General features: G+C 32.8%; 17 protein-coding genes and 3 pseudogenes. 5 read left to right on the top strand and 15 right to left on the bottom strand.

From position 1 onward, the window contains the following. Nucleotides 1-15 precede the first annotated feature (15 nt). The 4 genes from ACXY7N_RS16290 to ACXY7N_RS16275 form a co-directional block, all read right to left on the bottom strand. Nucleotides 16-2,052 carry a VirB4 family type IV secretion system protein gene (locus ACXY7N_RS16290; protein WP_488592500.1) on the bottom strand — a complete coding sequence of 679 codons (2,037 nt, stop codon included), beginning with the start codon at nt 2,050-2,052 and terminating at the stop codon, nt 16-18. 65 nt (nt 2,053-2,117) lie between these two features. Next, complete coding sequence (locus tag ACXY7N_RS16285; protein WP_488592472.1) at nt 2,118-3,032, bottom strand: hypothetical protein; 915 nt, start codon at nt 3,030-3,032, stop codon at nt 2,118-2,120. After that, nucleotides 3,033-3,383: a PrgI family protein gene (locus tag ACXY7N_RS16280; protein ID WP_048561939.1), complete on the bottom strand. Its 351-nt coding sequence runs from the start codon at nt 3,381-3,383 to the stop codon at nt 3,033-3,035. A gap of 66 nt (nt 3,384-3,449) precedes the next feature. Then, nucleotides 3,450-3,869, bottom strand: coding sequence for a hypothetical protein (locus ACXY7N_RS16275; RefSeq protein WP_016089780.1), 420 nt, complete (start codon nt 3,867-3,869; stop codon nt 3,450-3,452). A gap of 310 nt (nt 3,870-4,179) precedes the next feature. Here ACXY7N_RS16275 and tnpA point away from each other — a divergent pair, with 310 nt between their 5' ends. Next, nucleotides 4,180-4,578, top strand: coding sequence for an IS200/IS605-like element ISBth16 family transposase (tnpA, locus tag ACXY7N_RS16270; protein WP_000762752.1), 399 nt, complete (start codon nt 4,180-4,182; stop codon nt 4,576-4,578). Nucleotides 4,579-4,594: 16 nt separating this feature from the next. Then, nucleotides 4,595-5,470 (top strand): annotated as a pseudogene (locus tag ACXY7N_RS16265) (RNA-guided endonuclease TnpB family protein); the annotation flags it as partial. Nucleotides 5,471-5,591: 121 nt separating this feature from the next. On the opposite strand, the gene ACXY7N_RS16260 reads toward ACXY7N_RS16265, so the two are convergent. Then, nucleotides 5,592-5,795, bottom strand: coding sequence for a hypothetical protein (locus ACXY7N_RS16260; RefSeq protein WP_488592471.1), 204 nt, complete (start codon nt 5,793-5,795; stop codon nt 5,592-5,594). A gap of 320 nt (nt 5,796-6,115) precedes the next feature. Between ACXY7N_RS16260 and ACXY7N_RS16255 the strand changes: the two genes are divergently transcribed. Further along, nucleotides 6,116-6,280 (top strand): hypothetical protein, encoded by a 165-nt coding sequence (locus ACXY7N_RS16255; RefSeq protein WP_488592470.1) that lies wholly within the window; start codon nt 6,116-6,118, stop codon nt 6,278-6,280. Nucleotides 6,281-7,057: 777 nt separating this feature from the next. Here the strand turns inward: ACXY7N_RS16255 and ACXY7N_RS16250 are convergent. The 3 genes and pseudogenes from ACXY7N_RS16250 to ACXY7N_RS16240 form a co-directional block, all read right to left on the bottom strand. Beyond that, entirely contained in the window at nt 7,058-7,981 is a 924-nt protein-coding gene (locus ACXY7N_RS16250) for an Rpn family recombination-promoting nuclease/putative transposase (RefSeq protein WP_488592469.1), read from the bottom strand. Nucleotides 7,982-8,452: 471 nt separating this feature from the next. Then, nucleotides 8,453-9,766 (bottom strand): DUF3854 domain-containing protein, encoded by a 1,314-nt coding sequence (locus ACXY7N_RS16245; RefSeq protein ID WP_098413066.1) that lies wholly within the window; start codon nt 9,764-9,766, stop codon nt 8,453-8,455. Between the two features lie 12 nt (nt 9,767-9,778). After that, nucleotides 9,779-10,033: pseudogene (locus tag ACXY7N_RS16240) on the bottom strand (LPD1 domain-containing protein); the annotation flags it as partial. A 661-nt stretch (nt 10,034-10,694) separates the two neighbouring features. On the opposite strand from ACXY7N_RS16240, the gene ACXY7N_RS16235 reads away from it, so the two are divergent. Continuing rightward, a complete protein-coding gene (locus ACXY7N_RS16235) occupies nt 10,695-10,832 on the top strand; it encodes a DUF3956 domain-containing protein (protein ID WP_000376554.1) in 138 nt (45 codons plus the stop codon). A gap of 153 nt (nt 10,833-10,985) precedes the next feature. Here ACXY7N_RS16235 and ACXY7N_RS16230 read toward each other — a convergent pair. The 3 genes and pseudogenes from ACXY7N_RS16230 to ACXY7N_RS16220 form a co-directional block, all read right to left on the bottom strand. Further along, nucleotides 10,986-11,170: pseudogene (locus ACXY7N_RS16230) on the bottom strand (hypothetical protein). A gap of 605 nt (nt 11,171-11,775) precedes the next feature. Continuing rightward, nucleotides 11,776-12,054 (bottom strand): hypothetical protein, encoded by a 279-nt coding sequence (locus tag ACXY7N_RS16225; protein WP_098986723.1) that lies wholly within the window; start codon nt 12,052-12,054, stop codon nt 11,776-11,778. A gap of 2,270 nt (nt 12,055-14,324) precedes the next feature. Then, on the bottom strand, nt 14,325-14,477 hold the full coding sequence (locus ACXY7N_RS16220) for a hypothetical protein (protein ID WP_488592468.1): 153 nt from the start codon (nt 14,475-14,477) through the stop codon (nt 14,325-14,327). Between the two features lie 728 nt (nt 14,478-15,205). Between ACXY7N_RS16220 and ACXY7N_RS16215 the strand changes: the two genes are divergently transcribed. Further along, nucleotides 15,206-15,679, top strand: a complete 474-nt coding sequence (locus ACXY7N_RS16215; protein ID WP_016135682.1) for a CDI toxin immunity protein — start codon at nt 15,206-15,208, stop codon at nt 15,677-15,679. A gap of 809 nt (nt 15,680-16,488) precedes the next feature. Here the strand turns inward: ACXY7N_RS16215 and ACXY7N_RS16210 are convergent. The 4 genes from ACXY7N_RS16210 to ACXY7N_RS16195 all read right to left on the bottom strand — a co-directional run bounded on the left by ACXY7N_RS16210 (nt 16,489) and on the right by ACXY7N_RS16195 (nt 20,856). Further along, nucleotides 16,489-17,229: a YrrS family protein gene (locus ACXY7N_RS16210; RefSeq protein ID WP_488592467.1), complete on the bottom strand. Its 741-nt coding sequence runs from the start codon at nt 17,227-17,229 to the stop codon at nt 16,489-16,491. A gap of 236 nt (nt 17,230-17,465) precedes the next feature. Further along, nucleotides 17,466-17,900: a hypothetical protein gene (locus tag ACXY7N_RS16205; RefSeq protein ID WP_033659945.1), complete on the bottom strand. Its 435-nt coding sequence runs from the start codon at nt 17,898-17,900 to the stop codon at nt 17,466-17,468. Nucleotides 17,901-19,690: 1,790 nt separating this feature from the next. Beyond that, nucleotides 19,691-20,314 carry a hypothetical protein gene (locus ACXY7N_RS16200; RefSeq protein ID WP_488592466.1) on the bottom strand — a complete coding sequence of 208 codons (624 nt, stop codon included), beginning with the start codon at nt 20,312-20,314 and terminating at the stop codon, nt 19,691-19,693. Then, the gene (locus ACXY7N_RS16195) at nt 20,311-20,856 is read right to left on the bottom strand and encodes a hypothetical protein (RefSeq protein WP_488592465.1); all 546 of its coding nucleotides are present in this window, start codon (nt 20,854-20,856) and stop codon (nt 20,311-20,313) included. Before ACXY7N_RS16195 ends, ACXY7N_RS16200 begins: the two co-directional genes overlap by 4 nt. Nucleotides 20,857-21,016 lie beyond the last annotated feature (160 nt).

Below are 21,016 nucleotides of genomic sequence, written 5' to 3'. Positions count from 1 at the left end.
TTCAAGGGTATGCTATTATCCTGCGTACCCTTGTACTTTCTTCATGTTATTTAAAAGCTCTTGTAGTACCGCTTCATTCGATTCAATGAACATCATTTCTTTGTCTGATGGATCTGTTTGAATCCAAACCGAACTATCTCCTACACGGAAGATTCCTTCTCCTTTTCCAGGGTTGTTAAGAATAATATCTAACTCTCCAGCAGTTAAGTTAAAGTTCTCTTGGATTTTTTTCTTATCAATCTTATTTTGTTCTAAGAAGAAATAAGAGAAAGTAGATTGCAAGATACCACGTGCTTTCACATTTTCTAAAATACGAACAAAGTCCTGACTCGCCCAACACATACCAGCATTTCTTTTACGTGAACGACGTGCTACTTTTTCTAAGAAGTTAACCGTTTGTTCATAATCAATAAACTGCCACATCTCATCCACATACAGTACTTTTCGTTTGATAGCATGTTCTGGACTCTTAATCCAATGCTCCCAAATATAGTTCAAGATAACGTGGAAAGCGATTGGTTTTAAAAATCCTTCCTCTAAATGACTAATGTTAAAATTAACAACGCGTGATTCATTTAACTGTGTTTCTACACCACGGCCAAAATGACTTTGCCCATCAAATAATGGTTTTGAACCATCGCGTAAGAACGGACGAATTGCGGCAATTAATTCTTCTGCTTTCACATCGTCTCCATGATGTTCTACTATGACATCGTAGATTTCTTTTAACTCTGGTTCTGGCTTTCTTACTTGAGACTGAATTAATTGTCCATCCACCTTCTTCACTTCATCTGTATATAAAGAGGAAGGATGTGAGGTAATACCATGTTTATCAAACACTTCACGAATGGCATCTTCTAGCATTGTACGCTGGAATACATTTAATCCTGGTTGATCAAAATCTTGTCCGCGAATAATAATGTCAAAGAATCCAAGTATTTCATTGATTTTCTCTAAAATCGGTACAAATCTTACATACTTCACGCCATCACGCTCTACAAGTTCTTTCTTATCATATTGTTCAAGTGCTTCTAGCTCTTCATCTTTATCCGTAATCTGAAGTTCTGTTACAGCGATTGCACAAGGGTTGATAATGATATTACTTTCAGGCGAAATATTTAAATTAATACCACCTAAACGTTTTGTAATTTTTACGAATTCACCTTCTGGGTCAATAATCATTGCATGCGTATCTGCAAGTGATGTTTCACGAGCGAGCTTCATTTTTAAAAGTAAACTTTTCCCGGAACCTGAGATCCCCGTCACACCAATGTTATAGTTTGGTGGACGATAATCTGCATTCCCGAAAGAATTTAAAAATTCTACTTGCCCAGTAATTTTGTTCTTTCCTATCGGTATACCTCCGTTAAATCTTCCGGAACCTGACACAAAAGGTGCAAATGTACATAGAGCACGTCTATCGATATTTCGATAGGTATCTTGCAGAGTATTTGGTGCACCTAGTGGCATAACAGCTTTCAAACCACTCTTCACACGATTCCAAGTACTTGCTATCTTAAAGTGTGATGCTTGCATTTCATCTTCAATATACTCACATAGAACGTCCAATTCTTTCTTTGATTCGGCATACGCAACACCCATTGTACTCACCATATAGGAATCATTTTCATTGAACTGGATTTCATCCATTAAATTGTTAGTATCTTGAATTTTTGCATCTAAATCTTTTTCTTGGTCAATGTTTCCTCGTGTACGTTGGAAAGAGAGATTCGAACGTAGCATAGTAAGCTGCATATCTAATAATCGCATTGCTTTGGCTTTTGGCTCTTTATGTATATCGATCATCACATCCACTTCCCCAGCTGAAGTTAACATGTTCAACCAATTGGTTTGCATCATACGTGGATACCCATCACGTGGAATATAAAACGGGCGGAAGAACGTATTACTTCCTAAGGATTGTTTAATTACTCCATAATCTTCTGCGTCAATTTTCATTCCTTCTGGAGCAATGACATCAAATACTGTAGTTTGATTGTCTAATTGCGTCGGTATTTCCTCTTCTTCCAACTCTTCCTCCTCTAGTTCCAATTCATCTTTTTCTTCTGCTTCTATTTTTTTCTTTTCTTTTTTCTTTTTTCCGAATAACTTCATAATTACGCCACTCCATTATTTGATTTTTCTGTCTTTTCTTCCGCTAGTACTTTTTTCAGTAACTCTAGTTTTCTCTCATTCGTCTCACTGGTTGAATATAAGGAGAAATTCTCGTTTTCAATTAAGTCCTGGAAACGCGCTTTTACAGCTTTACGACGATTAAACGCTACGTATAAAAGTTCTATTAATTTATCTTTCGTTAACATTTCTACATTAATTTTTGCTTTCGATAGTAAATTTCGAGAAGCATTATAACGACGGTACAATTCGTTAAACGCCTTATCCACAATCTTTTCCTCCAACTCTTCCTCTGTATCAGCAGTAATTGTACTAATATCAACCTTATATGGATAAATTAAATAACGCTTTTGCTCATATCGAGGTTGCGAACGTTGCCAGTACTCTAAGTTATCGATAACTTCTTGACCATATAGTACTGTCTCTGGTGTAAGGTCCTTCGCACCTTTCATCGTTTCTGTCATTTTTCGTACAGGATCTGTTAAATCTACAAACTTACTTTGAATATATACTTTTGTATTAAACTCTAATGTGGTTAACCATGATTCAATTTTGATATCAATCGCTTCTTGTTCCATATTGGAGAGTAAGTAATAATTAACTGGATGCGCTTCCGCAATCAAGACAAATGTATCATCATGATAACGAATCATATGATTATCAATTTCCTTAATGTCTTCTACAAAAGCGTTAAAGAAATCAACATTATCCTCATCAACTTCTGATTCGGCAGGCATATTCTTTTTATTTTTCTTTCCACTTTTTTCAGCAGTGTGTTTCTCTACTCCGCCTTGCTTTTTCCCCTTTTTCTTAGACCCAAACAGCGGTTTTCCGTTCATTTTCCGATAAAAGAAAAATCCTACAATGGCTATCGCCGTAAAATATATTATTTCCAACATCTATAAATTCTCCTTTACCCATGTAGTTGGCTCGTACCCTTTTCTCCACTTCCCTTTTTCGGAACGGCTACGCATTTTGATAAGTAAAAATCTATCTAGATACATGTGCTGTTTTTCTTTATAAATAAAAGCAAACGCTATTACACCTACTACCGTTGGTAGTGCTAAAATTAAGCAAATAAAAAACGCTACTACCGCATCAATAGGTGCAAATAGCCGCCATAAAAATGGTACATATAAATAAAGAGCCGCCCCGCCACCTAATAGATAAATCAATTGGCGTTTACTTAATACACCTAACAGCGTTTTTTGTTCCGAAGTCATGTCAACAGGAACAGTTACTTTTCTCATATTGTTTCCTCCCTTGTATAAGAGAAGCTCTCCCCAAATGGAGGAGAGCTTGTACATACTCTTATGTTAGATTGTTGCAACCCAAGCTGCGATGTCGTACGCTTTGATCATGACAAAGCCTCCAATTGCCGCACAAGCTAAACCAATCATAGCTTGTGTACGGTTTTCAGGGTTCTTCCCTTGCGCACCGGAAAGTTTAATAGCTGCGAATACAACACAAGCAACTACCCAAATACTACCAAAACCAATTAATGTTTTTACAAGGGTATTCATACTATTTTGGACAGTTGCAGCATCGCCTTTACCGCCATTACCACCAAGGCCCTTCGTAAAACTACCTTTTGCCAGTAAGAAATCTCCAACTGATGTTGTCATAAGTTTTGCAGACAACCAATTCAACATAATTCCTGCACCTCCGGATGTTTTTGCTCGCAAAACGCAAAAAGACCCCAATACACGCACACGTCCCCTAAGGACATGGCGCATATTGAGGTCTTCTCTTATATGCGAACTGATTAATTTTTATTTTATTGTAAAATCTTATTACTTTCATATTATAGCTATACGATTTTAAAAATACAAGCCCTAATTTACACTTAAAAAATAAAAATAGACTTTTCATGTTCCATTTTTATTTAACGAATTTGCCAAAAGAATTCTCCTTCCTCAAGCGTGTGAAGGGCATAGCCCAACGATAGGTGGGAGATGAATTTCGGTTTGGCGTAGCCAAAAGGTTTTCCTTTTTATTTTGCCTCTGATATAATCAGTCTTATAAATTATAAAGGCTGGTATATAAATGAAATTAGATAGTAATAACCATTCAGTATTCTTGTTGTATTATCACCTTGTGTTGGTCGTGAAATACAGAAGAAATGTGTTTGATGATGATATGTCAGACTATGCAAAAGATATGTTTGTTCGACTATCTGAAAACTATAACATCACATTAGTTGAATGGAATCATGATGTAGACCATGTTCATATTTTGTTCAAGGCACACCCTAATACAGAAATGACAAAATTCATCAATGCTTATAAAAGTGCAAGTTCTCGACTTATTAAAAGAGACTTTCCACAAGTAAAAAAGAAACTTTGGAAAGAGATGTTTTGGTCAAGAAGTTTTTGCTTACTAACTACTGGTGGTTCGCCAATAGACGTAGTAAAAACATATATTGAAAATCAAAGTGAAAAGTGAGGTGAAATGATATGACAAAGCAGAATTTGAGTGGTTAAAAGAAGTTGATTCATTAGCTTTGGCAAATGCTCAACTAAACTTGCAAACTGCCTATAAAAATTTCTTTCGTGGTCAAAATGACTTCCCAACATTCAAAAGCAAAAAAGACAGAAAGTCTTATACAACGAATGTAGTGAACGGAAATATTATGTTGCTTAACGGTCATATCAAATTGCCAAAATTGAAAATGGTACGTATCAAACAGCATAGAGAAATACCACAAGGCCATATAATCAAGTCATGTACGATTTCTATGACACCTACTGGTAAATACTATGTGTCCATTTTGACTGAATACGAAAAAGAGATTGTACAAAAAGAAGTAGAAACAGTTGTTGGATTAGACTTTGCGATGGATCAATTATACGTCAGTTCTGAGGATGAGAGAGCCAATTATCCTAAGTTCTATCGTGAAATGTTAGATCGATTAGCAAAGGCTCAACGAGTATTATCAAGACGTACAAAAGGTTCAGGGAGTTGGAATAAACAACGTAAGAACTTCCTTCACCATAATTCTAAAGAGTTAGCTACTCATTTTGATGTTGTAGCTATTGAAGATCTAAATATGAAAGGAATATCGCAAGCACTTCATTTTGGAAAAAGCGTCGCTAATAATGCTTGGGGTATGTTCACTTCTTTCTTAGCTTATAAACTACATGAACAAGGCAAACAGCTTGTGAAAATAGACAAATGGTTTCCTTCCACAAAAACATGTAGCAGTTGTGGAAATGTGAAAAATATGTCATTGTCTGAGCGAGTCTATTCTTGTATATGCGGTGTAAATCTCGATAGAGATTATAACGCAGCTATCAATATCAAAAATGAAGCAATACGCCTATTGGCGTTAGCATAGATAGCAATAAAATAACCCTTGGAACAAGGGAGTTAGCTCGGCTGTCTTAGGACGAATTCGTTAGCTACCAAAAAGTAACGACTAACCGAGAAGTCCCCACTTCAAACAGTCTGTTAGGACGTTAAGTGGTGGGTAGTTCACTTTCTTTGTCTTCTTTGTTTGGATCGTACCCTATCATTTGAATTTGAAAAATATCACTGTTCTTAAGACCTAGAACATTCATTTCTTCTCTCAATGAACGCCATGGTTCTATTTTTATTGATTTTGTAATTTTGTCTCTAAATATATACACATATACATAGTATGCTTCTTTTTTCTTGTACATAATAACCTCCATTTTACTACAATAGGAGAAAATCTTATTAACCACTGCCTCGTCATTATCTCAAGCGTATTGTATGACCTTATCAATCTGTTTGACTCTGATATTACTAACATGTCCTGTATTCCTTATCTCAGAAAACAGATTAGTCCCACCTTGCTGTTGCTCTACTTCATTTCCACGGTTTCCTAGTCCCATTGTTATTCCTTACTTTCCCCCCAAAGGTTCATTTTGTTTAAATTTTGCTTAATTTTCACCAATAATTATCTAAAAATTTAAAAATCGTTATATAATGAATTTAATTCAAATTAGGAGTGGTTAAAATGCCTGATACAATAAGACTTGCTCTTTTCATCTTTATAGAAATTAGTGCTGTTTTCTCTTTAATAAAAGAGTTTAAAAAACCTGAGAAAAAAGCGCTTTGGATTTCAATAGAATTTTTAGTTCTTTTCTGGGCGATATGGGTAATTGTAAATATCATAATCTAATTTGTAATATATAAGTCTCTCTAAATAAAATTAAATATTCCGTCAATAATGTAGACAACCCATTTCTTAACCATATTCCATGATTAGAGCGGTTAGCTTTTGCTAACTGCTCTTTTATTTGTAAAAGGCACTCAATTAAATGGGTACTCATATAATATTCTGAGTTCCTTTCTATATAAAATAGTCGTTACAAAATGAATCTCGTCACGAGAGCACTTTATTTAGTGCTCTTTTTTACATATGCTTACCAGAAAGCATTTTTGTTTTAAATAATAGCTTCAAACTACTTGGGCACATTTACCAATTTATTTCCCGCTAAAACCATGTTAAAATCACCTGTGAGTACGACATAACTCAGTCTTATGAAGCCCTGTAACATTTTCTGCGGGGCTTCTTTTTTTCAACAAGCCGTTAGTTAAGTATGCTGAGTACTTTGATTTATAAAATCACTTTTTGTTCACTTTTTTGATACATTTATGAAACATTCATTTGTTATCTTGAGTACGTTCTTTTCTTTTTATAATGTCGTGTGAGATATACCATGACTTGAAGCCCTAGCCCCCTAATCCTAGGGCTTCTTCATTTAAATAAGGATTTTGTTTAAATCCACCTTAATTCCTATCATTATTTCCCGATATATAAATTCTGTTATAGGTTAGAGGGAATTCTAAAACAAGAAAAAATATAATTTAAATCACAAAATGTGCAACAATCAAAAAGAATAAAAAAACAGGTAATTGTTTGTAATCACAATTACCTGTTTAAAATCGTTTATATTTACTCTTTATGTTTTAAAATTTCATTAACCTCTTCCATACTTAATTCAGTAGCTTCTGATATCTTCTCTATAGGTACACCAACTTTAATTAAATTGCGAATCATCTCTATCTTAGTGGCTGTTCTAGCTTCTTTTGCAGCTTTTTTTGCTGCTTTTTTCGCTGCTTTCTCTTCTGCCGTCTCTATTTCTGATATTCTATCTTTGATTGCCTTCTCTCTCGCCTCATATAAGCGTAAAAAGTCCTTATCACTACTTAAACGCTCCCAATCCTCTATTGCCTTTTTCAAAACTGGATCTTTTTCCATCGCGATTCCCTCCAGGATTGTTGTTAATTTCTCATCTTCATATGCAGGAAATAGTAATAGCCAACGTGCTAATATATCATCCCATGGATCCATTCGATTTTCTTGCCATTCTCGAATTACTTTTGGAATCTCAAGAAAGTGCAATTGCATATTCTCTGAAATTATGTGCTCTGATTTTTTGTTCATGACTACACCGACATTATGAAAGTCTTCTTCTTCTGGAAACAGAATAAAATCCACTATATTAATACAAATGGTTGGTCTTAATTCTATGTACTTCATTCCCTGAATCATTTGAGAATAATACATGCCAGCCCAGTAGAACAAAGATCGCTCGATTATGTCTTTTTTGTCGCGAACCTGTATCTCTATATTTAATTTTATACCATTATTAAGAGTAGCTCGCAAATCTAAAATAGACAATTTATCATCCTTTTGCTCCCTTGGGAGATGTGGATCATCTAAATGTAACGAAATGATTTCCTCATCTAAATAGGATTGTAATACCGCATTAAGAAAACCAATGAGTATATCTTCATTTCCCTCTACTCCAAACAACCGCTTGAAAGCAAAATCAACTCGTAAATTTACTAGATTTTTTTTCATAGATGTATTCATATTCTCTTCTACCTTTCTTTTTGTTAATTTAAAACCTTTGTAGTAACTGAATATAAAAAAAGATAGAATTACAAACTCTATCTTTTTTAACCTACTTATTTAACGTATTCCCCGAAAGAATTCTCCTTCCTCAAGCGTGTGAAGGGCGTAGCCCAACGATAGATGGGAGATGAATTTCGGTTTGGCATAGCCAAAAACTTTTGATAAACTAGCTATATGAAGTTCTTTGATAACTTGATATAGAAGGTTGCAGGAAGAAAATAGAGTGCGAAAACCAAGCCATTCGGTTCCTGCGTAAAATATCAACCGTACCAAAAGAGCATCCATTCGTTGGACATCTAGGGGTGGAACACCCCGAAGTAACGCTCAGGGAGACGAAAGGTTACTTTCGTCGTGGAACTGAGAAGCTCCCACTTCAAGCTTTGCTAAGTGGCGAGTAGTTCACGAAAATATCAACCTAATTTATGACTATTACAGTCCCTTAAACACAGGTTTAAATCCCGCTTGCATTGTATCATCCAGACCTTTTCCTTGTGCTGGGTTCCATGCTGCAATAATTACGTTATAACCCTCTTGCTTTAACTTTGTCGCAAAGTCTATAAGAGCTTTTCTTACTTTCTTATTCTCTACTAAATCAGCATCAAACGCTAAATAGACATTTTCTACCCCCATATCCTTTAATACAGGCATAGTAATTCTCCAAGCATTTACACCAGGAATCGCAAGAACCGTTGTTCCTACTTCAGAAAGTTCCACTTTATTAAATCTCTCTGGAATCAAATCAGCAATCAGATCTGCTTTTATAGCCCCCTCTGTTATCATCACTGATTTAGTTTGATGAAGTGTACCAGAATTCCAATGTTTCAAATGAGAACTCGGTACCGCTACATGCACAGGCAGTGGATTTTCACTACCTCCTGCACCAGTTCCTTGATTTTTGTTTGCTGATGAGATCCATAAATATTTTTGCCCTTTATGAATCTTTACAACAATTCGTTCCTCTTGAGATGGAATTTCTACCTTTTTGCTCACTTCTAGTTCACCTTCAAATATACAATCACCATTCTTAGTTATCTTTACAACATTAGGTTGTTCAATTAATTCTGCTTGAACTCCAGTAGGTGCCGATTTCACATGAACTGAGTTTTTCACTTCATCCACACGAACCTGCCATCCAACAATTTGATTATACTGGTTTCGAAAAGGAATCAATATACCAGGGAAGCCTGACATTAAACGAAGAGAAAGCTGACTTTTCTTCATCTCATAAAATCCCGGAATGCCCTGCCAGCAACTTTTTCTCCCAATCTGTTCAAATAGTTTCTCCCAAACGGTCGTATACGTATTATCCTCTTCTAACACAATTTGTTGCTTTAAGAAAGAACGATATTGACGTACTTGTATTTGTTCCTCGCTCATTTTTCTATCTATTATTAAATGTGCATGATGATGCACTTGCAATGGTATGAAATCTATTAACTTACGATTAAACACATTTAATTCCTCATTGCTTTTCTTAGCATGGATCTGAACTTCATCCACCTCAGGCAATTGATACTTATCTTTTCCATTTATGTAGTGAATGTAGCTTGGATTGCCCGTGTTTTTTCCATAGATCCATTTACTTTCTACACGCGTACACGCTACTTTCTCTTGCGAAACATGCAGCATGCAATTGCCTGTATCATGACAAATTGGACACGGAACACGATAAAACTCCCACCAGCTACCTCTTGGATAAGCACTTGTTAAACGGAACTGTCCTTTTTGAATGTTATAATGCATAATCCCCACCCCTTATATATTTTTTATTATGTATAGAACAACTACCTCCATTAAACTCCTTATACTTCTATTTAGATGCTTTCTTTGTTCTCCTAACAGATATACAAAAGAATATATTTCACAAACTAAATAATCGTTTTTATGTTCTTGTTCTAGCAAAGCGGATGCTATATATACTTCAAATGCTCTAGCAAATATCTCGTGATTTGTAGACTAATATTTTTTGATTCTCTTTTTATCTAATTTGATTGTTGTATCAAAGTATAGATACCTCAAAACTAGTATTCATTTTATATCTGCCTAAATAATAATTTTTGCCACATGTAATAATGGGTTTTACCAGTCAAACAGACTTTAAAACAACACAAAAAGGGATTCTTTAAGTCGATTAAAAATGTGCACAGCTAATTAAATAAGCTTTATATACACTAATCGGCTCAAAGAAGCCCTTTCAGAATTGAAGCAAGACGTAAATTGCTTCTACAACTCAACCACAACGCATAAGGTGTGGGAATAAACAGAATCAAATAAACAATAAATATAGTTCCATGTTAATAAATTCATACAAAAATTTCAACAACTTTATGTTTCCTTAATCCACTCCTTTCTACCTTTCAGTGAATATTTTTGTACAACCATATGTTTCTACCGTTTCAAATTGCAATCCTAGATCTTGCTCTCTTATAATAGCTCATGCATATCCCACCAATCCCATTAATTGTCCCCTTAATACTATCTAAAAGTTATCATTTATATATATGCTATTTCAGGCTAACTTTTAGACTGGCAAAAAGAACTTTTCTCTTTCGGTGTGTTCATTTGGTTAAATGGGCTATTCTATTAATTCTATTAAATTCATTAATTCAACTATTACATATTACCATTTCATTCATATACTATATTATATTGCTAGAAAGGAGGCGTAACCATGGATAGTTGCGTTGTGTTTGTAAATGGACAACCTTTTTTAGTTCTTTCAGTCGCTGGTATCGAAATTGCTAGATTAGAGATTTCCCTCCAAGTAGCATTAGCTTTAAGAGTGCTCGGAATACCAATCTGCGATTAATTAACGTACCGCTAAAGAAGAGGGCATTAGCTCTCTTTTTTTATTTTCCCCTTATCTTTCTTTTCTTAACAATAAACAAGACGCCACCCAGATCACGGCAGCGCCTACAATAATTGCAATAAACTTAATCAAACTTATTTATCCTCACACTATTTATTTTTGCTTCCATACCCCATTCTCTTTATAATAAGTATTCTTGCCATCCATAAAGTCAGCTGTTTTACCAGGAATGCTATATTTCTTATTCTTTTTCTAACCTTCTTCTTCAGCCTTTTCTCTTCTTGAATAGCTTGCAAATCCGCCTTCCATTGTTTCAACAAATCCTTTTCACGTCGCATAGAATTTGTACCTCTTGGATTAAAATGTGAACCAAATAACTAGATTCTACCTATTTATACAGATATCCTCTAGTCCAAATATTCATTTTGTTCAAATTCAAGTTTAACCTTTACCAATTTGTGGTTATCCTTCTAAATAGACCAACAATATATTAAAATTCCTTATATACCATTAGGAGGTCTAAAATGCTCAACTTTCGTGCAATACTACTCATCTTAGGATTCTTTTTGTTTTTATATGGACTCATCGCTCTAGCGTTATTCTTTACGGCGTAATAGCAATTCAAAAAATGTGCCCATCTTATTCAACAAAAAAGAGCATCCACGTCAGTAGATGCTAGAATATGTTAAGGGAAATTCCCCAATGAGCATTGAATAGGATATAAGCGGTTAGCTTGTCCTACACTATACTATATGATTTCTATATTAAAATGGTTCATCAAAAAGGCACTTTATACAGGTACCCTTTCATGAATGCAGGGGTAACACTAAAACGCTACAATACACTAGAAGAGATGATTGTTTGGTTATATCATTTCTATGCCCCCCTAATATTTAATGTGTGATTTCTACATAACAAAGAAAAAGGCATCCGTATTGGATGCTTAATGTATACTAATATTAATATTGAATAACTTCAATGATAGGCTTTCTAGAACAATAAATATACTAGCTGAAACTGATCTATATCCGATATTCTTTCCTGTAACATTAATAGTAATCTCCTCTAAATGGGTTTTCACATCATCTTTTTCAAAAATTTTGTCTTCAACCTTTTCAACTATTGCTACATTATCGACTTCTTTAAAAGTTTTCAGTAATTTTGCTTCTAATAAAATAAAATCAAAATTTTCATCTTTAACCACATTAAATTTAATTTTCATTTTTCTTTCCCCATTTTTAACTAGTTAATATATTAACATCGATATAATTATATATATTTGTATTAAATAATTCAAAAAATATGTTTTATTAACTTACTCATTGTTTTCCTATCTAATAGAGAGAGAAAAATAAAAACAATCGGAAAAACTTCTTCTTCCAAGGTCACTCGCAACCTTCTCCAAACCACCGCATCATGTAATTTTTCAGCTCATATTAGCTACGCGCTTTACGTTCGGTACTTAGGAAAAGACTAAGAATCTTCTCGTTTATATTCTGTAGAGTCGGTCAATACTTCAGCTGGCCGATCTTGTGCTGACCAATCACGTTTGCATAATGTTTAATTTATATCCAAGAGGTATATCTTTCTTCCGATGCCTTATTTGAAGCAATACACATGGAGAACTGAGGGAGCTTTGTCTATATTAGCTCAAACAAAGAGCGACACCCCTTGCCCAACGAAAAATGTGAGTAATTCATTAAAAGTGTAAATCACATCGTCCAAATTGATGAAATGAAGCCTATTTTAATATTTGTTTATTATCCAGAAACGCGTAACCATTCAATCATGAACGACCACCCCATTCCATTTCCAGAAACAAATGACAAAGAATAATAGAATTGTATTCACTTAAAAGGATTATTTCATTAAGTTTCTATAAAACGGTAATTAATATATAATTAAATTATTCAAATATTAGGCGGTGATGCAAATGATTGAAACAATCCGAATTGCTCTTTTCACTCTTGTAGGAATAAGTGCCATATTTTCTGTAATCAAAGAATTTCAAAAACCAGAAAAAAAAGTTTTGGATTACATTCGAAACTTTAATTCTGATCGAGGCAGCCTGGATGTTAATAGGACTTCTCGTGTAACCTACATAATTAGTACACCCCCTTGAATAAAGCTTAACATTCCGTCAATACTATATATGACATTAGATTTTCTCCTTGTTCCCCCTTGGAGAACTGAGCAGTTAGCATTTGCTAGCTGTTCTTTTTTGATTCATCGTCACATTATTATGAAATGGTCATATATTATCTCGAAGCAAAATACCCTAATTTATTTTTTAACATCTCACTTTTCCCTTAAAGAGCACTTTTTAAAGGTGCTCTTTTAAGGTTCACTGGAATAAATTTAAATATTTTGTCAATAATATAGATAGGTGATGACCATAACTCATTTAATAAAGTCCCTAACCTTTCTCCTTTCCCCCTTGGAGAACCAGCCGAGCAGTTAGTTTTTTAGCTGCTCTTTTATTTATGAAAAAAGATAAAATCCTTTATAATGGTTCTTCTTTATTTCTCAATATAAAGCTATTTGGATTTTTGTTAACAATCTTGTAGTGTATGAACAAAGAGTAAGGCAAGAGTTACTCTTTGCCATTTTAGGAAAGGTCCTGTTGTAGACAACGGGGCCTTTTTACATATATAGATAGTTTTTTTGAATTTTTCACCATTAACCACAAAAATATCTTATAATCGTTATATACTAAATTAATTAACGGATTAGGAGTAGATCAAATGCCAGTTACACTAGAACTTATTCTTTTCATTCTTCTAGCAATTAGTGCTGTTGGCTATTTAGTAAAAGAATTTCAAAAAACTAGGAAAAGAACACTTGGAATTTCACTAGAATTCTTGGTCCTTTTCTGGTCAATATGGAGAATTTCGACTATCATAATCTGATTTGTAAAACGTGAATTCCTTCGAATAATAATCAATATCATGTCCATAATGTTGATAGGCTTGTATGCCAAAGTCCATTTAGTTTTCTCTGTATCTCCTTGTATTGAGCAGTTAGTTTTTGCTAGCTGCTCTTTTACTTATGAAAAAAGATAAATTTTTTATAATGATTCTTCTTTATTTCTCAATATAAAGAGTCTTGGATTCTCGTTAACAATCTTATAGTATATAAATAGAGAGTAAGGTAAGAGTTACTCTTTGCCATTTTAGGAAAGGTTCTGTAGGAAACAGCAGAACCTTTTTTCGTGATTTAAAGGTACTAAGGCAAAATGAAATTTTTACCATAAAGATAATTATTAAATATTTTACGCCCATACATTATAATGGAATAGTTATTGTATATTGGCATTAAGAGGAGCGACCTGATTAAGGGCTTCTCTTTTTTTATAAAATAGCATTATTGCAATCTCCCTCTGTATATCTTCTTGATCTGCGTTTCAGTGAATTCCTCGTACACAGCAAATACTTCAGGGAACTGACTCAAACACATATCAATAATTATGTCATCTGTAATTCTAATACAGAACTACTTAACTTCACCCATGTAATCGTTGTGTAGGTAATAACTCCTAATCTCGCAATAGCAAGCGTTTGCTTTTAAGACTTCATACAGCTTGATTTTTATTTCATCTATATCAAATATTGATAACTGCCCTTCGATTTCAACCTGTTCAATCATTTTCCCATTCCCCTTTCAAATCAAATGACATTTTGTTAGTCCTACTACGCTAATCATGTATAGATAAATATATATAAAGATGTTAGAATATTATTGTGATTCTTATATAGTGCCATATACGACCTTTTCTTTGTTCATGGGGCTCTTACGTAGTAGTAAGAGCCCTTTTTTATATAAATAGTTTATTAATGTACTTATTCGAATATAACGTTGTAAAATTATTAGTTAAGTGCTAAAATTCCTTATATACTCCTTAGGGAGTTAGCATGTAATTAACAAGAGTTTAAAAATTCTCGAATCTTAGCCCCTTAGAGCGCCCTCTAAGGGGCTGCAACAATTAAAATAATGTTTTTATTTATGAGACATTCATGTGTTATCTTCAATACGTTTTATTCTTTTTTTATGTCGTGTGAGAGATATATACCAATCCTAGAAGCCCTAGCCCCCTTATCCTAGTTCTTCTCCATTTCAATAATAGTTTTATACATTTTTATTCTTTTCAAAAACTATATATTAGTTATACTTAATATTCAAATTATGTTATAATATTTTTGTGAAACATCACGTGTTTCAAATACAACATTTTTTGATGGCCTCTTATCTTTCCGTAAGAGGTCCTTTTTTCAAATAAAGCTTTTGTTTAATGTATATTATAAAAATTCATTTTCATAAGAGCTTCCCTTATATGCTATACTCATTCATAAATAATTGTATAAGGAATGTTAAAAATGAATGATAGATCGTCAAGACAATGGAAAATGCGACAAAAGTTAAGAGAACTGAAAACCAAAAACAGAAATGATACAAACCCTCTGTTTAATGAATGCCTTGAATCCCTAGGAAACGAAACGCTCATTTTCTCTCAGAAAAAAAGCCAACAGATTGCTACTACTTTAATAGATTTATTTCCTATAACGGTCTCTGGAAGAATTGATTGGGAACAGATAGACAATCAATTCATAGCTTTGAACAAAAAACAACTAATTTCTCTTATTAGACCAAACCAACTTGATTTTGATGAACAGATTTTTATAATATGGGATAATTTTAAAATCCCTGTAGTAAGTACAAATCTTGATAAAGTATTCCAATCACTAGTTGACGTAGAGGCAGTCAGTTTTTATTACTGGCTATTAGATAAAGAATATAGATTCGTAATTGAAATAAACGATGAAGAATTGATTAGGGTTGGGTTTCGCTAATACCTTAAGCATATTTCCTTAGTCTACAGTTCTACAAAATTCAAATTTTGTTTTAATCAAATACTTCAATCAGTTGTAAAAGTTACGTAAAGATTGTTATAGTTCAATCTTCCTACTCCAGGAACCTGTCTATTAGGGAGGTTATTCTATTCGATTCCTGAATTTACGACATGCAAGAGCTTGTCCTATTAATACTATAAAGACGCTATTAATAACATAATCCCTTATGGATTCTTTGGATTATCAACCTTTTTCATAATTCTGTAACATCCTTATATAATGTTTAGATGAATCATGTGTTAAACTTATAATATTCCAAAAATTACTTTACTTTTAGAATCGACAATTCTTCAATACCCTTAGTCTTGCCCTGTATCCCCTGCAGGGTTTTTATCATTTGGCCGCCAGGGGGATATAATTCTTATCTGCGCTGTTATGTATCTCTCTAGCTCTCAAATCCTTTATGATCCACAGGATTTTCTTTCGTTTGTATTCATCTCGCCGTCGTTTTCTAATAATGTTACAAATTATTTTTGAGACAGTATTTTGTTACAGCTAGTTAAACCGTTAGGATATTTCATATTTTCAAATATAAAACGTAACAACAACGTGCGTTTATGTTACAAATATCAACGAAAAATAAAGTTTAGTAAAATTTGTATTGCTATAACCTAGTTTTAAACGTATCTCGGCGAAAAAAACAACAGAAATTTTATAAATATATAACAAAAAGAGCCCTGATTGATACGGACTCTTTTTTGAGTTTTTACAAAAGTAAACTTTTAAACACATAATTACATTTCTATTATTTATTTTACCACCTGAACAGATTCTGGTTTCCACCCCTGATTCTCTACCCAATCAATATTAACCTTATATTTTTTATTACTTTGCTTATCTCGTACATTACCGTAGGCTTTATTATTACCATTATTCCCAATAAAATCGAAAATCAATTGGCTCTCTGGAACATCAACAGCATAAGAAATTGCTTTTTTCATCTCACTCCAATCTACTGTTCCTTCTTTAAATTTCATTTCAGGTTTTGCTCCTTGCTCTGTACCAATTGGCTTCCAAGAAGAATTAGTTTGAGAACCCTTTTCATGAGATGCCGTTTTTTCTGCCTCTTTATTTTCATTTTCGTTCGTTTTTACCGATTTTTCTGCTTTTAGTTTCCCTTCTAACTGTGCTGCTTCTTTATCTTCATTTTTCTTTTCTTCTATCATTGTTGCTTCTTTATCTTCACTTTTCTTCTCTTCTATCTTTGTTGCTTCTGTATCTTCATTTTTCTCCACTTCTATCTTTGATGTTTCTTTATCTTCATTTTTCTTTTCTTCTATCTTTGATGTTTCTTTATCTTCATTTTTCTTCTCTTCTATCTTTGTTGCTTTCTTTTCTTGAGCAATTGCTTTCTTTGATGCATCTGATGGGGTAAACAACTGGTATGTCACTATACCAACTGTCACTAATACCAAAGTAAATGCAATATTAAAAATCGCCTTTTGACGACGATTCTGTTGTTTTTCTTGAAACCTGCTTACTTGTCCCATTCTTTAAACCTCCGTGTTTATTTTCTCCTCTACTCTTTATGTATTATCCCTATAATTCTTAATATTTTTATTAAATAATAGAAATGAACTACACTTTCCATACAGGATTTCATATCATAATAAAATTTGTTTTTTTCAAGCATCTGACATATGTTATTCAAAATAGTTTAATACATTAAAAATTGATAAGCTTCGGCACTTAAGAAACCTTCAATTTTATTCAAAGGTGATTCCAATTACGTCCATATTAGATCTTCTGTAGAAAGCTTTTTAACAATTAAGCCTCTTCTTCCCTTATTTATAATTTTTAAATTAAATTTCCCTCTATGGTATAATAATGACGTTTCGTTTTCTAATGGGGTATGTCGTAAAATCAAAAGGGATTTTATCTCTTTTACCTTCTTTTCAGAGTAACTTTCACCACTAGGAAATTCTATTATTCCTAATGTAATCTTTAATTCGCTATCATCACAAAGCCACTCCTTATTAAGTTCCCTTATCTTTTGTATAAAGCTTCTTTTGGTTTTTCCTATATAGAGCAATGTTATATTCTTAGCATCTACTCTAGAAATAGTAAATATCCCCTTCTTAGAAGCTTCTTCTCTATTACAAAAATCATTTATACTATACAATCCATACCATTTAATATGTACTGTTTCTATGAATCTCACCTCATTTTTAGACAATATTATAATTTCTGAATGTTCAAATTATTATGGGTACATAGTCTTGATTGCTTGAATTATAAATTGTGCTTTTCAATAATACATTTTATTATTACGAATTTCAATATATAGTTTAATTACAAATCTATATAAAAAACATAGTGATATCGTACCTAATGTTTTATTTTTCACGATATTAAACTATCGTGAAAAAAGATAGAGCCTTATGGAATAAAATATAATGTGTATGTACGTACATTTCTTTTAAAAGAAATTTTGTAGTTTGCAACTGAATTACAAAAAATATAGATTTTTGGAAACTAAATTGTTAAAAAGGACTACATAGTTTAGTAGCCCTTTTTAAGTCAAGAAATCTGTATGATTGATGTTTTTACCTGTTAACCTCCGTAATGCATTAATAAGCTTTTTTGGATTTTTAAATGAACAAAAAATATATCTTACAAATAATGTAACAACTATTTAAGTACAGCCTCTGTTTTAGGACCCCTGATTGGTATTTTTGTTAGTGGTATTATTATATTTATATTTTAAGATATGACCCCCACATTAAATTGGATTGTAGCAGGAGCAATGGGAGGATTAATGGCATAATGAATGGTATTATGATATCTCAATCCGAATTGTATATCATTGTAATACTATTAATGATATTGTTTACAGCTACTTTTGTTACCATGAGTCAATGAATTCGTAGTCAACCTGTAAGAATCTACTTCCTTATTTTTAGGTGTCTTCACTACTATCATTCTCTTGTTAATCGTATTTCTCAATTGCCACTTTGCATTAGCTTGATACAATTATATTAGATGGGGTCCAATACATATTATTAAAATTAAGATGGTTCAAGTCGGAGGAAGGCACCTTAGGGTGTCTTTTCAATGAAAAACATCTACAAAAAAAACGGTCTAAATCTAGACCATTTTTATCTTATAATTACTTAAATTCAAATGTAATTCCGTTATATTTTTTCTCAATCTGCATCATCTGCTATCAGCCAAATTAATTATTCCTTATGACCTTTAGCCAGTAACCATTTCAAGTTCTTTTAAACTATTACATATGTTTGTACCATGCTTTGTTAATTCGTTTAAACTCCATAGGTTTTGAAGTTTTAGACTTTTCCCTTAGTGAACTCAAATTATTAGAACATCCTACAATATTTAGACAGAATGTAGCCAATAAACAAAATATTATTAAATTCTTCAAATAGCCACTTCTAACTCTCTTTCGTATAAAATAAACGCCTTCGAAATTATTCATATGAAAATCAAAAGAAACTTTAAATCAAAATAATTTTATATTAGATTAGATGGTAGAAAATATTCTTATACTCATAAATTGTTACATTTGAGCCTGCCAGTGGTACAAAAAGACGCTATCATCTATCAAATAAAATGCAAATTTGTGTAAAGGTCAATACAATCCTCTATTTTTTTAATTGATAGCCTGCACCATTTTTTGCCATACTCCTATTTTACAACTTTATAACTCTTCTCTCTATTGATTAATTCGTTAGAGAATGCAAAAGACATCTAATGCACCTCATAAACTATTCCCTCTTCACCTCATAAACTATTTCATTCTAGTAAAAATATATTTTTCAGCTTTAATTGTTCCGTTAATTTTTTCCGCTTCGATAAAATGACTATTTAACTTCTGTAGCAAACAACCTACGTAATGAATCCATTCAATAAAGGATATGCCAATACAAACAGTATATTAATAAGTTTCCCTACAATAACTGAACTACTTAGTTTTTTCTTCTGTCTTTTTATTTACCTTAAAGTAATCCATTCATAGCTTGCCCACTCTTTTGGTTTCTTATCGTACTTGATTCGACCAGTCGTACAGAATGAAGCAATCGTCCATTGTATAAGGTTCATCCTTGCATACGGATCAATACAATCCTCTATTTTTTTCAATTGATAGCCTGTACTATTTTTCTGCCAAATTGTATATAATCGAAAATGTGTTGTTGTAACAAGTCTAGCTTTTGTTGTAACTTGCCACTTTGAAATTTTTGTTAAATCTTCTTTTACTTTTCTTTCATACTCTTGTTTTACTACTTTATAACCCTTCTCCTTATTGATTAGTCCATTTGAGAATGCAAAAGGCATTTGATGCACCTCATAGACGGTTCCCTCTTCATCCTCTAAAATATTTGATTCTACCAGAAATATATTTTTTAGTTTTAACTGTTCTGTTAATTCTTTTCCATTGCGATAAAATGTTTTTTTTATCTTCTGTAGTAAGATAACCTGAACCATTAATCCAATCAATAAAGGATATGCTAATACGAACAACATATTAATTAACATGTTTAGAATAAAAACTCCTACCAGCGCAAATATTGTAAAGTAAATATATTTTTCTCTTTGATGAATGATTCTACTGTTCAAGCCAAGATACCTCCGTTTTGATATATAGTAAACGCAACATAAACTAGTGCTCCTAATAAAATAGAACAAGCCCCTGGAAAGCTCTGTATCAGCTGTATTTCTTTCTTAGGTAGTTTTGCACCAAACATAGAAGCAGCATGCTCTAATTGGTCTTTAATTGCTCCTATAAATCCTAAAACATTAATTAACCGATACACACTGGCAATCCAAAAGAATAGTAAATGGAAAGCTGTTAGTGTAATTGCGGTAAACACAGCCGATTCTTCTACTACATTGCTAATGTATAAAGCCACTACCACAAGCATTTTCGTATCACCAGGTGAAGAAAATTTAAATGTCTCCAACAATAAACCACATGCTAATGCCGTGGCTAGTACAATCACAATCTCTTTCCCTGTTCTTATTCCAGTAAAATACGTGATTCCTATTCCAAAAATTAAGAATAGTAGATGCCACATATTCTTTGTTTTTCTATATTTCAAATCAGTAAATACATTTAGTGACATATAACTTAGTAGTAATCCTATAATATACAAAGACACTTTCTTCTCTCCTTTTCTGAATCCGCATATATTTGTTGTTTAAAAAAAGGAACTACTTTAGAGTAGCCCCCCTGTTTTCTATTCAATTTATATTTAGTTCCAAGAATCTACGTCTGCATTTTTCGATGCTTTTGTGAATCGTCCTAAAATTGTGTCATAA

Source organism: Bacillus sp. 5w2 (assembly GCF_054353775.1).
Note: the sequence above shows the minus strand (reverse complement) of the source record. Positions and strands in the feature narration are given on the sequence as shown.

What these genes read in the sequence shown, in the direction of transcription:
- ACXY7N_RS16285 (WP_488592472.1), bottom strand. Translation starts at nt 3,032, where the DNA reads ATGTTGGAAATAATATATTTTACGGCGATAGCCATTGTAGGATTTTTC.
- ACXY7N_RS16245 (WP_098413066.1), bottom strand. Translation starts at nt 9,766, where the DNA reads ATGCATTATAACATTCAAAAAGGACAGTTCCGTTTAACAAGTGCTTAT.
- ACXY7N_RS16260 (WP_488592471.1), bottom strand. Translation starts at nt 5,795, where the DNA reads ATGTACAAGAAAAAAGAAGCATACTATGTATATGTGTATATATTTAGA.
- ACXY7N_RS16250 (WP_488592469.1), bottom strand. Translation starts at nt 7,981, where the DNA reads ATGAATACATCTATGAAAAAAAATCTAGTAAATTTACGAGTTGATTTT.
- ACXY7N_RS16280 (WP_048561939.1), bottom strand. Translation starts at nt 3,383, where the DNA reads ATGAGAAAAGTAACTGTTCCTGTTGACATGACTTCGGAACAAAAAACG.
- tnpA (WP_000762752.1), top strand. Translation starts at nt 4,180, where the DNA reads ATGAAATTAGATAGTAATAACCATTCAGTATTCTTGTTGTATTATCAC.
- ACXY7N_RS16255 (WP_488592470.1), top strand. Translation starts at nt 6,116, where the DNA reads ATGCCTGATACAATAAGACTTGCTCTTTTCATCTTTATAGAAATTAGT.
- ACXY7N_RS16235 (WP_000376554.1), top strand. Translation starts at nt 10,695, where the DNA reads ATGGATAGTTGCGTTGTGTTTGTAAATGGACAACCTTTTTTAGTTCTT.
- ACXY7N_RS16215 (WP_016135682.1), top strand. Translation starts at nt 15,206, where the DNA reads ATGAATGATAGATCGTCAAGACAATGGAAAATGCGACAAAAGTTAAGA.
- ACXY7N_RS16210 (WP_488592467.1), bottom strand. Translation starts at nt 17,229, where the DNA reads ATGGGACAAGTAAGCAGGTTTCAAGAAAAACAACAGAATCGTCGTCAA.
- ACXY7N_RS16220 (WP_488592468.1), bottom strand. Translation starts at nt 14,477, where the DNA reads ATGATTGAACAGGTTGAAATCGAAGGGCAGTTATCAATATTTGATATA.
- ACXY7N_RS16275 (WP_016089780.1), bottom strand. Translation starts at nt 3,869, where the DNA reads ATGCGCCATGTCCTTAGGGGACGTGTGCGTGTATTGGGGTCTTTTTGC.
- ACXY7N_RS16225 (WP_098986723.1), bottom strand. Translation starts at nt 12,054, where the DNA reads ATGAAAATTAAATTTAATGTGGTTAAAGATGAAAATTTTGATTTTATT.